This window comes from Flavobacterium sp. UM26 (genome assembly GCF_057922445.1).
Map to the genome: position 1 here is coordinate 127,972 of NZ_JBVHCY010000007.1, position 14,009 is coordinate 141,980.

Consider the following 14,009-nt stretch of genomic DNA (forward strand, 5'->3'; position numbering starts at 1 on the left):
TTTGTTTGGGTTGGGTTTGGATAAAATTTATAGCATAAAATGAATTAACTTTGTGCGAGATAACCAAATCGAAAAAGAAACAATAGCCAAATCAATTTTTTTATGAATTACATTCTTTTTGACGGTCCCGCTCGAAATGCTTTGTTGCCGTTTACCTTTACCCGTCCCGTAGCGGATATTTTGGTAGGTATCATGACTATTCGCCAAAAATGGGAGCTACATCTCGGGTCGACTACCACTACTTTAACCGAAGAATACTTGTCTGATAAATATCCAATGGTAGAATTGGAAGGCAATGTTATGATTAATGCCTCTTTTTTGCCTAATGCAATTTTAGCAGAATTGGTAAGTAACTTAGAACCCAATCAAGCCATTTTCAAGAAAGACGAAATCATTGCTTTTTATACCTCTGAAAATCAAGAAGAAGTTGATTTTGATACTTATGAAATCATTGAATACAACGACGATTGTATTACAATTGAAAATACTTGGGATATTTTTTCTAAAAATGATATCGCAATAAGAGAAGATTTTGAACTTTTAACGCAAGATAGACGTTCTCAGTCTATTCCAAAAAGTGTAAACGTAATTGCACCCGAGAATGTATTTATTGAGGAAGGAGCTAAGCTGGAATTTGTAACCTTAAATGCTTCTTCGGGTCCTATTTATATTGGAAAAGATAGCGAGATTATGGAAGGTTCTGTGATTCGTGGTCCGTTTGCACTATGCGACAACGCTCAAGTGAAAATGGCTTCAAAAATTTATGGAGCAACCACAGTTGGTCCTTATTCTAGAGTAGGTGGAGAGGTGAAAAATGTTGTGATTTTTGCTTATTCGAACAAAGGACATGATGGGTTTTTAGGAGACTCAGTGTTAGGAGAATGGTGTAATATTGGTGCAGATAGCAACAATTCAAACCTTAAAAACAACTATGAAGAAGTTCGTTTGTGGAGTTACCAAACAGAAGGTTTTGCGAAAACAGGACTTCAGTTTTGTGGATTAATGATGGGCGATCATAGTAAATGCGGCATCAATACCATGTTTAATACAGGAACCGTAGTAGGAGTGAGTGCTAATATTTTTGGCAGTGGGTTTCCTAGAAATTTTGTTCCAAGTTTCTCTTGGGGAGGAGCTTCTGGATTTACTACCTATCTAACTAAAAAAGCTTTCGAAACAGCACGTTTGGTAATGGCTCGAAGAAATATTGTTTTTGACGAAAAAGAAGCGGCAATTCTAGAGCACGTTTTTGAAATTACTAAAAAGTATCGTAAAGAATAAAAAGTTCTTCAACTGTTTATAAAAAATGCCTCTTTCGTTTTGAAGAGGCATTTTTTATTGCACTTAATCGGGATACCAATTGCGCAATTCTTTATTTAAACTATCTTTGCACCTTCAAAATTTTAGCGTTCAAAATCATCTGATTTTTAACCTTTAACCTTTTATTTTTAAATTAATGATTACAGTAAACGATATTGCCGTTGAATTTGGTGGCACTACTCTTTTTAGCGAAGTTACTTTTGCTATCAATGAAACCGATAAAATTGCCCTTATGGGTAAAAATGGAGCGGGGAAATCTACTTTATTAAAGATTGTAGCAGGGGTAAACAAGCCTACACGCGGGGTTATTTCGGCTCCAAACGATGCCGTAGTTGCTTATTTGCCACAACATTTATTAACGGAGGATAATTGTACTGTGATGGAAGAAACATCCAAGGCTTTTGCGGGTGTTTTGAATATGAAAAAAGAAATTGATGATATCAACGAACAATTAACGGTTCGCACAGATTATGAAAGTGATGACTATATGAAATTGATTGAAAGAGTTTCTGAGTTGTCCGAAAAATATTATTCGATTGAAGAGGTTAATTATGAAGCTGAAGTTGAAAAGATATTAAAAGGTTTAGGTTTTGAAAGAGAAGATTTCAATCGTCCCACCAAAGAATTTTCTGGTGGTTGGAGAATGCGAATTGAATTGGCAAAAATCCTTTTAACAAAACCTGATTTGATTCTACTCGATGAGCCAACCAATCACTTGGATATGGATAGTATCGAATGGTTAGAGGACTTTTTGATCAATCAAGCCAAAGCCGTTATGGTGATTTCTCACGATAGAGCTTTTGTCGATAATATTACCAACCGTACTATCGAAGTGACAATGGGAAGAATTTATGACTACAAAGCCAAATATTCTCATTATTTAGAATTACGAAAAGAAAGACGTGTTCATCAGCAAAAAGCTTATGATGAGCAACAAAAATTTATTGCAGATAATCAAGCTTTTATTGAGCGTTTTCGTGGTACTTTTTCTAAAACCGATGCTGTACAATCTCGTGTGAGAATGTTGGAAAAACTTGTTCCTATCGAGGTAGATGAAATTGATACTTCGGCTTTGAAATTGAAATTTCCACCATCAGTTCGTTCTGGGCAATACCCTGTTATTGTGAAAGATTTGGAAAAATCGTATGGTGATAAATTGATTTTTAAAGATGCCAATTTGGTAATTGAGCGCGGTCAAAAAGTGGCTTTCGTGGGTAAAAACGGTGAAGGTAAATCTACCATGATTAAAGCCATCATGAAGGAAATCGAAATCAATGGAGGTTCTGTAGAAGTTGGGCACAATGCACAAATTGGCTATTTTGCCCAAAATCAAGCCGCCATGTTGGATGAGAATGCTACCATTTTTGAAACCATTGACAGAATTGCTGTTGGAGATATTCGAACGCAAATTAAAAATATTCTTGGCGCCTTCATGTTTCAAGGAGATGATATTCAAAAGAAAGTAAAAGTGCTTTCGGGTGGAGAAAAAACGCGTTTGGCCATGATTAAATTGTTATTAGAACCCGTAAACCTTTTGATTCTGGATGAGCCGTCCAATCACTTGGATATGAAAACCAAAGATATTATCAAAGATGCGTTGCGTGATTTTGATGGTACTTTAATTCTAGTTTCGCACGACAGGGATTTCCTTGACGGATTGGCTACAAAAGTTTTTGAATTTGGAAACAAACGTGTCGTAGAACATTTTGAAGATATCAAAGGTTTCCTTGCTCATAAGAAAATGGATAGTATGCGAGAAATCGAAAAGAAATAATTTACTTTTTCTGAAATAATCAAAAGGCAAGTGGTTCATTCACTTGCCTTTTTTTATGTTGATTGTAATGCTTTTTTACTTTTGAAATACAAGGCTATATAGGATAAAATAGCGCAAATCACTCCGATTATAATCATGTTATAAATAGGTTTTTGTACTTGTGATAAAGTACCTTCTTCAATAATTAGGATGCGAAACGCCTTTAAAAAATGTGTAAGTGGGATGACATTAGCCACGCCTTGAACCCAATTAGGCATTTGACTCAGTGGCCAGCTAAAGCCGCTCAAAATGAAACTCGGAGTAGCAATCACCATTAAAATTTCGGTGGCTTTGAGTTGATTTGGAATCAAGATACTTACTAGAATTCCGATAAAAGAAACCGAGAGGATAAAGATACCTGCCACAAAAGTGAGTTGTGGAAGGTTCGTGAAAAAAGGAATCCGGAAATAAAAGGTAAAAAACCAATAGATGAGCCATACTCCAAAACTCATCACTAAATAAGGTATGATTTTAATGCTCATCATTTGTACAATCGAATTGCTTTTTTGGACTAATTGGCTAAAGGTACCGTTCTCGAATTCGGATGCAAAGGAAAGCGCTAAGGCTAATAACATAACTTGTTGTAGAACTGCCGATAAAACACCTGGCCAGAGATAATACATATAGTTGGTGCTTCGATTGTATTTTTTTATAAAAGTTGTTTTAAAAGGTTCGTATTGAGAGGGAAGTATTTTTTCGGGAACACCTTGTTTTCTTAGTGTTTCCATTTGAATTCCCACCTTTAAAGTCCCTAAACAAATTTGTATAGCGGTTGATGCATAATTGGCAGTTAGAATATTGGCTGTATTAACTATGGTAGTTATTTCAGGATATTTTTTGGTAAACACCATTTTTTGAAAACCCTTTGGAATGATGACTACCGCATTAGCCTCTTTATCAATAGTAATTTTTGCCACTTCATTTTGATCGTATAAAACCGCAGCTACATTGATAACTTCATCATCGTTAAACATCTCGATGGCTTTGGCGCTCATTTCGGTTTGATCATAATCTATTACTAGTATGGGTAAGTCGGTTACTTTTCCTTTGCTATATACATATCCTAATAATATGGCATACAAAAGTGGTGCACCAATGAAAAGCATTCGTAACACACTATTTTGCCAAAACAATTGAAATTCTCTTTTTAATAGGGAAAAGAAGTGCTGCATAATTATAAAGATAAAGTGGCTGATGCTTTTGAAATCAAATCTTTAGTGTCTTGCACTTGAATTGGTGTAATTTTGATTTCAAACAAACTTTCTTGCATTTCATAGTCGGGATAAGCGGTTGTGATATTCCCGTAGGAACTCAATTGTTTTATAGTAGTGATTTTTCCTTTGATGGATTGTTTGTTGTATGGGATAGTAACAGCTACTTCTTGACCTTTCTTGATTTGGTTTAACTTGCTCTCTGCGATTGTAAATCTGAAATACGTGCTATTTTTTATAAATCCATTAAATAGAGTGTAGCCTGGAAGCGCCAATTCTCCCAGATTTAAAGTTATGGTTTCGATGCTCATGTCTTGAGGCGCAATTACATATCGTTCTTTATTGGCAGTTTCTACTTCTTGTAGTGCCCCGTATGCACGTTCTTGTTGTCCGAGCGCCATTTCTTGTTGCTCTTTTCTTGCTCCTTTTTTGGCATCGTCCAATTCGGCTTGAACGGCATTGTATTGGGCTAAAGCACCTTGATATTTGGCAAAAGTTTCGTCGTAAGTTTGTTGTGGAATCAGAGAGTCTTTCAGCATATTATTCAAACGTTTAATCGATTTTTGTGCAAACTGATATTGTTCTCTTAAAGCCATTAGTTTGGCTTCCAATTGTTTGATTTGATTGTCGGTTGCTCCTTTTACAGCCATGTTGTATTGGGCTTTTGCCGAAAAAACAGCACCTTCTGCTTGACTTTTTTTAGCATCGACTTCAGGAATATCCAAAATGGCAAGGGTATCTCCTTTCTGTACAAAATCTCCTTCTTTGACCAGCAAACTGATGATTTTTCCAGGGACTTTGCTAACAATTGCAATTTGTTCTTTTTCTACTTTACCCTGAAGGAGTTCTTTGTTTTTAGATTGGTTACAACTCGCACATAATAGTAGGGTGAGGAATAATAGGATTGTATTTTTCATCTTTAGCTATATTTTGATTGGAATCTGATTTATTGTTTGTTAAGTTGTTTGGTAAGATCGCCAGTAGCAATTATAGTTTCAATAGCTGCCAAACGTTGGTCAATTAGGGTATTGATTTTGCTTACGGCACTTTTGAAACAATCATTTTCAGCTTCTAATCGTTCAGAGACTGAGATAAGACCTTGAGCGTATTGTTTCGAAGCAAGATTTAAATTGTTTTTTGAAATTTTTTCTTGTTGGTAAGCGATTTCTAATTTTTTATTTAAAACTGTATAATTGACCCAATTGTTTTCAAGTAGCAATGCTAGTTTTTCTTTCGTATCATCAATTTGATTTTGCAGTTGATGGATGTTTATTTTGGCTTCATGAATTTTGTGTTGTCTTTCAAAGCCTGTGAAAATCTCCCATTTTACAGCTGCGCCAACCATCCAATTGTTGCTTATGGTCAATTCGTTGAGCCCTAAATATAGAGCCTGATTGACTCCAGTGATTACTGGTGTAGTGGCTCTAGCATCGAATAAACTTGAATAGGTAATGCCTCCAAAGGCTCCAACTGTTGGGAGATAAGTGCCTTTTTCTTTTTTTAATAAAAATTCATAAGCTGTTTTAAAAGATTCGAGAGCTTTGATTTCCTGTTTGTTTTCTGTGTTTAATTGATTATTCAGGATAAGGTATGGTTCTAAATTGTAGGTAACCAAATTAATTTGCGAGGCATCGTAGCCGGTTAAATATGTGATTTTTTTGTATATCAGCTCTCTTTTTCCGTCAAGTTCTGCTTTTTTGGATTGTAACTCTAAAGCAGCAAGTTTGATTTTGTCTCGGTCATAGGGTACTGCTAGGCCTTGTTCGATGGCTTTTTGGACTCTTTTTGCTTCGGTTTGAAGGCGATTATTACTGTCTTTAATTAAAGTGTCAATGGCTTTTAAAAGTGACAATTGATCAAAAGTATTGATAACCTCCTTGATGATTTGGTCTTTTTCGGAGTCTTTTAGGAATTGCGTCCCTTTGGTTTTTTCTTTAATCGCTTTGGCGCCATTTGGGATTTGCATACCACTAAAAAGGACTGTTTTTGCCATAATACTACCATTGAAAATATTGCCATAATTATCGAAAGGCGTTTTTCCGTCAAAAAGAGGATAATTGATAATGGGTATTTGAGTAGTGGGTAAATCTACCGTGAGTTTGTTGTCGAAATAAGAATAAAGAGCACTAGCTTCAACCGTTGGAATATATTTATTCCAGATTCCTTTTTCCTGTAAATTCAGTTTCTCAATTTCGAGCTCTTTGTTTTTTTGTGAAAGACTTTTTTCCAAAGCTTTGTTTATAGCTTCGTCTAATGTTGTTGAGATTTTTATTTGTCCCCAAGAAATGGAGATTGTAAAAAGAAAAACTGTAAACCAACGTAAAGGATAGTGGGAACTTCTTTTCATAATAAAATCGTTAAAAGACTGAAAAGTAATTTTTCAAAATGTTTGTCTTTTTAAAAGTACAAAAAAAAGTAACTATTTGTTTGTCAAATTTTTATTTGAAGTTAAACCTTTTACATTTTTATTTATCTTAGAGGTATATTAATGGAAAAAAAATAAATATGAAAAATGTATTGCCTTATTTGATACTTCTTTTGATGAGTTTTTTTAGTCTCTCGACTTATGCCCAATCCAACGATGAACCAGAGGCATTGGGGCTTCCTGGAGATAATTTGAATTTGTATGCGGTTTTGGATGTTTTTCAAAAATCAAAAACATTAGAGGATTTTGAGAAAGCGATAAATGATGAAGAAGGAAAAATCAATAATCTTGATTTGAACAACGATAATACTATTGATTATATTCAAGTGGTTAGTGAGAAAAAAGGAGATGCTTATTTTGTGGTTTTGCAAGTAGCGGTCAATTCATCCGAAAAACAAGATGTTGCTGTTGTTGAGGTTACCAAAGATAAAAAAGGACAAGTGTTGGTTCAAATCATTGGCGACGAAGAATTATATGGTAAAGATTATATTGTTGAACCTGCCGAAGTAGCAAAAGTTTCGGGTACTCCAAATCCTGGATATAAAGGCGAAGGAACGGTTATCATTAATAATAATACCACAAATAATTATAATTCGAATAGCGGAACAACGGTTAGTGCTTGGCCAGTAGTGTTGTATTTGTTTTCTCCTTTGTTTGTTCCTTGGCGCTCACCATGGTATTGGGGGTATTATCCTCCATACTGGAGACCTTGGCGTCCTGTTTTTTATCACAACTATTGGGGGTATCACAGACATTATTATGGAAATCATTACTATCACAGAACGGTAATTATCCGAAATCCGGGTCACAGAGTGTATTACTCTAATCGAAGAACTACTTCGGTTGTGGTTAGAAATAACAGATTTAATGGCAGTTACAGAGCAACTTATGATGGAAGAACGTATAGAACACCTGCTTCTCCAGTAGTTAGACCATCAACAAATCGTCCTTCGACACGACCAACAACGAGGCCAACTACGCGGCCTGCGAACTCTAATAACACTATGAGTCGTCCGTCTACAAGACCTTCGGATAGATTACCTTCAACATCTAGACCAACAACTCCTTCTGTTAGGCCTTCAACACCGAGTGTTCGTCCAAGTGTTCCTTCAGCTCGTCCTGTCACAAGACCTTCAACTCGACCAGCTACAAGACCATCAGGACAACCTGCTACTATGAATAGAGGTGTGGGTAATCGAGCCGGTAGAAATTAAAATGAAAAGCTGCTTTAAAGGGCAGCTTTTTTTTTATAAACGAATTCCTGGAGGAAGAAGTTCTTTGTACGATGGGTTTTTTTTGAAGAAATGTACTATTTTGGGTAAAATGGGAACGGCTTTCAGGTTGCGTTCGCTTATATTGTCTAAAATAGATTTGAAAAATCGCTGCGTTGTTTCTTCATCAGAGAATGAATCAGGAGCATTAAATTTCGTGAGGAAAATCTTTTTCTCTTGAAAGGAATACTCAACGATTAAGGTGCCTTCAGGTACAATGGTTTCAAATTGTCTTGCAAAAATATTGTCTTTAATTTCCATTGTAAAAAGTGTTTTCGAAAATTGTACTTATGTTTTTTAAAATAATTCTTTTGTGGTTTAAGAAAAATTTGTTGCAAAGGTAATGAATTGATAATCAAACAGTAGTATTTTTGTGTTATTTATGAAATAACTCTGTGTTTCTGTTGTTGTCATTTGTAAGAGGTTTGAACAAAGTATGTCATTTGATAATACAATAACAATGATTCGTTTTTTTGTTTTTTTAAAACTAAATTTAGCTAGTATTAGATTTGAACTATAATGAATAAAATTCCAGTTTACTTTATGCCTGGTTTAGCGGCCAGTTCTGCTATTTTCGAACGAATTGATTTGCCCAAGGAACGGTTTGAAGTGATTCTGCTAGAATGGGAGATTCCGTTTTCTGCCGAAACGCTTTTGCAGTATGCAGAGCGAATGGCTGCAAAGGTAATTCATGAAAACCCTGTGTTGATTGGGGTTTCTTTTGGAGGTATTTTGGTTCAAGAAATGGCAACTTTTTTGAATCCTTTTCGGATTATAATAATTTCGAGTGTCAAAACAAATTTGGAATTCCCGAGACGAATGAAAGTTGCCAAGACCACCAAAGCCTACAAATTGATTCCTACGAGTTTGATTTTGAATGTAGAGAATTTAGCTAAATTTTCTTTTGGTGAAAAAATAAAAAGCCGACTCAAATTGTATGAAAAATTCCTTTCGGTAAGGGATATCACTTATTTAGATTGGGCTATAGAACAGGTGATTCTTTGGGAACGAACAGAGGTTGATGCAAAAGTGATTCACGTTCACGGCGATGAAGATGATGTGTTCCCTATAAAGTATATTTCAAATGCAATTGTAGTACCTGGTGGAAATCACGCGATGATTTTGTTTAGATTCCGTTGGTTGAACGAGTATTTACCAGAATTAATTCTTACAGGAACTAAAAAAGGCGATTAACTTTATCAGTCAATCGCCTTTTATAAATAGGATGTAGCAATTAGATTTTTTTCATTTGCTCTTTCATCAAAGTAATTTGTTCTTTCAACATATTTTGTTTGTCTAACTTTTTTGCTTCATTCAATAAGTTAGTGGCTTCTAATTTTCTTCTTCTAGAAAGAGCAATTCCCGCTAGATTTAATTTGGCTACTGCCAAATCCATATCCATAGAAAGTCCTAATTCGATAGCTTTTTTGAAGAACTTTTCAGCTTGGTTGATATTGGTTTGAGAAACCATAATCCCGTGAAGGTAATTAAAGTATCCTTGTTGTTTTCTAACCAAAGCTGTTTCAGGATTTTTGATATACGCTAACCATTTTTGAGCACCAGGAAAATCTTGTTTTCTTAATTTTAAAAAGGCAAGTAAAATAAATTCATTTTTATAATAAAGAAAAATAGGGAAGGCGCTAAGGAATAATAGGAAAATTCCGTTTCCAATATTAGATTCTGTAAATTGCCAAATTCCTGCAATGATGATTAATGCAGCTAAGATAAGTTTGATATTTCTGTGAAACATAATAGGTGTTAAATTTAGATTGCAAAGATAGTAAAAGGAATTAAAAATATTTTTATAAAACTACTTGCTAGAAAAAAAAAGTCTTTGTATATTTGCACTCGGTTTTGGAATAAGGGTTAGTCCAAACAAAATAAAGATACATAAACAAGATTTTTAAAGATACAAAGCAATGAGCAAAAGAACATTTCAACCATCGAAAAGAAAAAGAAGAAATAAACACGGATTTATGGACAGAATGGCGTCTGCGAATGGAAGAAAAGTTCTAGCGCGTAGAAGAGCTAAAGGAAGACATAAATTGACTGTTTCTAGCGAACCTAGACACAAAAAATAATGTTTTCATAAACATCATAAAGGCGTTACTTATTGTTAGTATCGCCTTTTTTTATACCCAAACGCGACTTGCGTAGATTAGTTTCCTCGGAATAAGTACAATAACAACACAATCCCATACAAAATGCCAAAAGACACATCGATAAAATCCGTTTTAATAATAGGTTCAGGACCTATTGTAATTGGTCAAGCTTGCGAATTTGATTATGCAGGTTCGCAATCGGCACGCTCTATTCGTGAAGAAGGAATAGAAGTTATTCTTATCAATTCGAATCCAGCTACAATTATGACGGATCCTTCTATGGCGGATCACGTTTATCTAAAACCTTTAACTACAAAATCTATTATTGAAATTCTTAAAGCGCATCCACAAATTGATGCTGTTTTGCCTACAATGGGAGGTCAAACAGCGTTGAATTTATGTTTGGAGGCTGATGAAAAAGGAATATGGGATGATTTTGGGGTAAAAATGATTGGTGTTGATGTAAATGCAATCAACATCACCGAAGATAGAGAGCAGTTCAAACAATTGCTTCAAAAGATTAATGTTCCTACGGCTCCTGCTAAAACAGCTACTTCTTTCCTTGAAGGTAAAGAAATTGCTCAAGAATTTGGCTTTCCGTTAGTAATCCGTCCATCGTTTACTTTAGGAGGAACTGGAGCTGCTTTTGTGCATACTAAAGAAGAATTTGATGAAAAACTAACCTATGGTTTAGAAATGTCACCAATTCACGAAGTATTGATTGATAAAGCGCTGCTAGGTTGGAAAGAATATGAGTTAGAGCTTTTAAGAGATAAAAATGACAACGTAGTAATCATTTGTTCTATTGAGAACATGGATCCTATGGGAATTCACACAGGAGACTCGATTACTGTTGCTCCAGCGATGACTTTATCAGATACTACTTTTCAAAAAATGCGTGATATGGCCATCTTAATGATGCGTTCTATCGGAAACTTTGCTGGAGGTTGTAACGTACAGTTTGCGGTTTCTCCTGATGAAAAAGAAGATATCGTTGCTATCGAAATTAACCCTCGTGTATCTCGTTCTTCTGCTTTAGCATCTAAAGCTACTGGATATCCAATTGCTAAAATTGCATCAAAACTAGCTTTGGGCTACAACTTAGATGAATTACAAAATCAAATTACAAAATCTACATCAGCTTTATTTGAGCCAACTTTAGATTATGTAATTGTGAAAATTCCTCGTTGGAATTTTGATAAATTCGAAGGTTCTGATAGAACGTTAGGACTTCAAATGAAATCTGTAGGTGAGGTGATGGGGATTGGACGTTCGTTTCAAGAAGCCTTGCACAAAGCTACTCAGTCATTAGAAATCAAACGTAATGGATTAGGTGCTGACGGAAAAGGCTACACCAATTACGAGCAAATTATTGAAAAACTAACTTTTGCAAGTTGGGACCGTGTTTTCGTAATTTATGATGCTATTGCAATGGGGATTCCGTTGAGTCGTATTCACGAAATTACAAAAGTCGATATGTGGTTCCTAAAACAATATGAAGAACTATATATCTTAGAGAAAGAGATTTCCAACCACAAAGTAGATACTTTATCAAGAGAATTGTTGCTTGAAGCTAAGCAAAAAGGATTTGCCGATAGACAAATTGCTCACATGATGGGTTGCTTAGAGAGTCAAGTACATGAGTTGAGAGAAAAGATGAACATCAATCGTGTGTTTAAATTGGTAGATACTTGTGCGGCTGAGTTTAAAGCGCAAACACCATATTACTATTCTACTTTTGAGGCCGAAATTGAAAAAGCCAATGGAGAGCGTTATGTTCATAATGAAAGTATAGTAACCGATAAAAAGAAAATTGTTGTTCTTGGGTCTGGACCGAACCGAATTGGTCAAGGAATTGAATTTGATTACTCTTGTGTACACGGAGTTTTAGCAGCCAAAGAATGTGGTTACGAAACCATTATGATCAATTGTAACCCAGAAACGGTTTCTACCGATTTTGATACTGCGGATAAATTGTATTTCGAACCAGTTTTCTGGGAACACATATACGATATCATTAAGCATGAAAAACCAGAAGGAGTTATCGTTCAGTTAGGTGGACAAACAGCTTTGAAATTAGCTGAAAAACTATCCAAATATGGTATAAAAATCATCGGAACAAGTTTTGAAGCTTTGGATTTAGCGGAAGATAGAGGGCGTTTTTCAGATCTTTTGACTGAATTAGATATTCCGTTTCCTAAGTTTGGAATTGCAGAAACTGCTGATGAAGCTTCGGCTTTAGCAGATAAATTAGATTTTCCATTGTTGATTCGTCCATCTTATGTATTGGGTGGTCAAGGAATGAAAATCGTGATTAACAAACAAGAATTAGAAGAACACGTAATTAACTTGTTAAAGTCTATTCCTGGTAATAAATTACTACTAGACCATTACTTAGCAGGAGCTATAGAAGCTGAAGCAGATGCTATTTGCGATGGTGAAAATGTGTACATCATCGGAATTATGGAACACATTGAGCCTTGTGGAGTACACTCTGGTGATAGTAATGCTACTTTGCCTCCTTTTAATTTAGGAGAATTTGTAATGCAACAAATTAAAGATCATACGAAGAAAATTGCCTTGGCATTAAAAACGGTAGGGTTAATCAATATTCAGTTTGCGATCAAAGATGATATGGTATACATCATCGAAGCAAATCCTAGAGCTTCTAGAACGGTACCATTCATTGCAAAAGCTTATGGCGAGCCTTACGTGAATTACGCGACAAAGGTAATGCTTGGTGTAAATAAAGTAACTGATTTTGATTTTAATCCACAGTTAAAAGGATTCGCTATCAAACAGCCTGTTTTCTCATTTAGTAAGTTCAAAAATGTAAACAAAGCTTTAGGACCAGAAATGAAATCTACTGGAGAAAGTATTTTGTTTATAGATGACCTGAAAGATGATCAATTCTATGAGTTGTACTCTAGAAGAAAAATGTACTTGAGCAAATAAACTCAAAATTATAGATATAAAAGCCCCGTTTAGGGGCTTTTTTTGTGTCCTCAAAGAAACGCTTTTGTTATTTGTTAGTAGCTATTGGTTTGTCGTTTCGGCTCCATTCGCTCCAAGAGCCTACATACAATTTTGGGATAGCAAAACCTGCATGATGTAAGGCTAATATAGTATGGCATGCTGTAATGCCTGAACCGCAATGAACAATGGTTTTATCGGGAACATATTCAGTAAGTAGGGTAATGTATTTTTCTTTTATTACTTCTGGAGGCAAAAATAAACCGTTCTCATCTAGGTTTTGAATAAAAGGCATATTGATGGCGCTAGGAATATGACCTGCAATTGAGTCAATGGGTTCACTTTCTCCATTATAGCGAAAAGCTTCTCTAACATCGATTACGGTATGTGAAGGAAGCTTGACTACTTTTTCGACTTCATCAATTGAAGTAATAGGCCATTGCCAAGTTGTGCAAGGATAGTTTTCTTTTTTTCTTATAGAAACTGGTCCTGAATTTACAGGAAAACCTATTTTTTCAGCAGCTTGAATGCCACCGTTAAGCACTTGTACTTTTTCGTGACCAATAGCGCGTAGCATCCACCAAAAGCGAGCGGCGGCATTTGCTCCATTTTTATCATCGTAAACTACGACCCATGTTTGAGGAGTAATCCCTAAATTGCCCAAAGTTTTTGAAAAATCTTCAATGCTTGGTAGGGGATGTCTTCCTCCCACGGCAACGTCAGTTTCGATTGTAGCTAATTGTGTATTTGCATCTACAAAAATGGCTCCTTCCAAATGTTTGTTTTCGTAATTAAGTTTGGTATTTGGTCCGTTGCTTGCATCAACCAAAAGAATGTTTTCGGTTTTGTAAATGGCTAGTAATTCTGATGCGTTTATGATTGCATTTATTGACATGT

The 14,009-nt window shown here is 35.3% G+C and carries 12 protein-coding genes; 6 read left to right on the forward strand and 6 right to left on the reverse strand.

Going from position 1 to position 14,009, the window contains the following annotated elements; translation table 11 throughout:
• Positions 1 to 102: 102 nt before the first annotated feature.
• Complete coding sequence (locus ACZ1AQ_RS09940) at positions 103 to 1,278, forward strand: GlmU family protein (protein ID WP_489632753.1); 1,176 nt, start codon at positions 103 to 105, stop codon at positions 1,276 to 1,278.
• 175 nt (positions 1,279 to 1,453) lie between these two features.
• Entirely contained in the window at positions 1,454 to 3,091 is a 1,638-nt protein-coding gene (locus ACZ1AQ_RS09945; protein ID WP_489632754.1) for an ABC-F family ATP-binding cassette domain-containing protein, read from the forward strand.
• Positions 3,092 to 3,144: 53 nt separating this feature from the next.
• On the opposite strand, the gene ACZ1AQ_RS09950 is transcribed toward ACZ1AQ_RS09945, so the two are convergent.
• The 3 genes from ACZ1AQ_RS09950 to ACZ1AQ_RS09960 are packed head-to-tail and all read right to left on the reverse strand — an operon-like array spanning position 3,145 to position 6,688.
• A complete protein-coding gene (locus tag ACZ1AQ_RS09950) occupies positions 3,145 to 4,302 on the reverse strand; it encodes an ABC transporter permease (protein WP_489632755.1) in 1,158 nt (385 codons plus the stop codon).
• A 2-nt stretch (positions 4,303 to 4,304) separates the two neighbouring features.
• Positions 4,305 to 5,258, reverse strand: coding sequence for an HlyD family secretion protein (locus tag ACZ1AQ_RS09955; protein ID WP_489632756.1), 954 nt, complete (start codon positions 5,256 to 5,258; stop codon positions 4,305 to 4,307).
• A 29-nt stretch (positions 5,259 to 5,287) separates the two neighbouring features.
• Positions 5,288 to 6,688, reverse strand: a complete 1,401-nt coding sequence (locus ACZ1AQ_RS09960) for a TolC family protein (RefSeq protein ID WP_489632757.1) — start codon at positions 6,686 to 6,688, stop codon at positions 5,288 to 5,290.
• A 158-nt stretch (positions 6,689 to 6,846) separates the two neighbouring features.
• Here ACZ1AQ_RS09960 and ACZ1AQ_RS09965 point away from each other — a divergent pair, with 158 nt between their 5' ends.
• On the forward strand, positions 6,847 to 7,980 hold the full coding sequence (locus tag ACZ1AQ_RS09965; RefSeq protein ID WP_489632758.1) for a dermokine domain-containing protein: 1,134 nt from the start codon (positions 6,847 to 6,849) through the stop codon (positions 7,978 to 7,980).
• Between the two features lie 33 nt (positions 7,981 to 8,013).
• Here ACZ1AQ_RS09965 and ACZ1AQ_RS09970 read toward each other — a convergent pair whose 3' ends face one another.
• Positions 8,014 to 8,298, reverse strand: coding sequence for a GNAT family N-acetyltransferase (locus ACZ1AQ_RS09970; RefSeq protein WP_489632759.1), 285 nt, complete (start codon positions 8,296 to 8,298; stop codon positions 8,014 to 8,016).
• A 258-nt stretch (positions 8,299 to 8,556) separates the two neighbouring features.
• On the opposite strand from ACZ1AQ_RS09970, the gene ACZ1AQ_RS09975 reads away from it, so the two are divergent.
• Complete coding sequence (locus tag ACZ1AQ_RS09975) at positions 8,557 to 9,231, forward strand: alpha/beta fold hydrolase (RefSeq protein WP_489632760.1); 675 nt, start codon at positions 8,557 to 8,559, stop codon at positions 9,229 to 9,231.
• A 40-nt stretch (positions 9,232 to 9,271) separates the two neighbouring features.
• Here the strand turns inward: ACZ1AQ_RS09975 and ACZ1AQ_RS09980 are convergent, their stop codons facing one another.
• The gene (locus ACZ1AQ_RS09980; protein WP_438062035.1) at positions 9,272 to 9,787 is read right to left on the reverse strand and encodes a DUF2892 domain-containing protein; all 516 of its coding nucleotides are present in this window, start codon (positions 9,785 to 9,787) and stop codon (positions 9,272 to 9,274) included.
• Between the two features lie 169 nt (positions 9,788 to 9,956).
• Between ACZ1AQ_RS09980 and rpmH the strand changes: the two genes are divergently transcribed.
• Both rpmH and carB read left to right on the forward strand, forming a co-directional pair.
• Positions 9,957 to 10,118 carry a 50S ribosomal protein L34 gene (gene rpmH / locus ACZ1AQ_RS09985; RefSeq protein ID WP_008464848.1) on the forward strand — a complete coding sequence of 54 codons (162 nt, stop codon included), beginning with the start codon at positions 9,957 to 9,959 and terminating at the stop codon, positions 10,116 to 10,118.
• Between the two features lie 123 nt (positions 10,119 to 10,241).
• The gene (gene carB, locus ACZ1AQ_RS09990) at positions 10,242 to 13,094 is read left to right on the forward strand and encodes a carbamoyl-phosphate synthase large subunit (RefSeq protein WP_489632761.1); all 2,853 of its coding nucleotides are present in this window, start codon (positions 10,242 to 10,244) and stop codon (positions 13,092 to 13,094) included.
• A 67-nt stretch (positions 13,095 to 13,161) separates the two neighbouring features.
• Here the strand turns inward: carB and ACZ1AQ_RS09995 are convergent, their stop codons facing one another.
• Complete coding sequence (locus tag ACZ1AQ_RS09995) at positions 13,162 to 14,007, reverse strand: sulfurtransferase (protein WP_489632762.1); 846 nt, start codon at positions 14,005 to 14,007, stop codon at positions 13,162 to 13,164.
• Positions 14,008 to 14,009: the final 2 nt, after the last annotated feature.

What these genes read in the sequence shown, in the direction of transcription:
- ACZ1AQ_RS09995 (WP_489632762.1), bottom strand. Translation starts at nt 14,007, where the DNA reads ATGTCAATAAATGCAATCATAAACGCATCAGAATTACTAGCCATTTAC.
- carB (WP_489632761.1), top strand. Translation starts at nt 10,242, where the DNA reads ATGCCAAAAGACACATCGATAAAATCCGTTTTAATAATAGGTTCAGGA.
- ACZ1AQ_RS09965 (WP_489632758.1), top strand. Translation starts at nt 6,847, where the DNA reads ATGAAAAATGTATTGCCTTATTTGATACTTCTTTTGATGAGTTTTTTT.
- ACZ1AQ_RS09970 (WP_489632759.1), bottom strand. Translation starts at nt 8,298, where the DNA reads ATGGAAATTAAAGACAATATTTTTGCAAGACAATTTGAAACCATTGTA.
- ACZ1AQ_RS09955 (WP_489632756.1), bottom strand. Translation starts at nt 5,258, where the DNA reads ATGAAAAATACAATCCTATTATTCCTCACCCTACTATTATGTGCGAGT.
- ACZ1AQ_RS09945 (WP_489632754.1), top strand. Translation starts at nt 1,454, where the DNA reads ATGATTACAGTAAACGATATTGCCGTTGAATTTGGTGGCACTACTCTT.
- rpmH (WP_008464848.1), top strand. Translation starts at nt 9,957, where the DNA reads ATGAGCAAAAGAACATTTCAACCATCGAAAAGAAAAAGAAGAAATAAA.
- ACZ1AQ_RS09940 (WP_489632753.1), top strand. Translation starts at nt 103, where the DNA reads ATGAATTACATTCTTTTTGACGGTCCCGCTCGAAATGCTTTGTTGCCG.
- ACZ1AQ_RS09975 (WP_489632760.1), top strand. Translation starts at nt 8,557, where the DNA reads ATGAATAAAATTCCAGTTTACTTTATGCCTGGTTTAGCGGCCAGTTCT.
- ACZ1AQ_RS09950 (WP_489632755.1), bottom strand. Translation starts at nt 4,302, where the DNA reads ATGCAGCACTTCTTTTCCCTATTAAAAAGAGAATTTCAATTGTTTTGG.
- ACZ1AQ_RS09960 (WP_489632757.1), bottom strand. Translation starts at nt 6,688, where the DNA reads ATGAAAAGAAGTTCCCACTATCCTTTACGTTGGTTTACAGTTTTTCTT.
- ACZ1AQ_RS09980 (WP_438062035.1), bottom strand. Translation starts at nt 9,787, where the DNA reads ATGTTTCACAGAAATATCAAACTTATCTTAGCTGCATTAATCATCATT.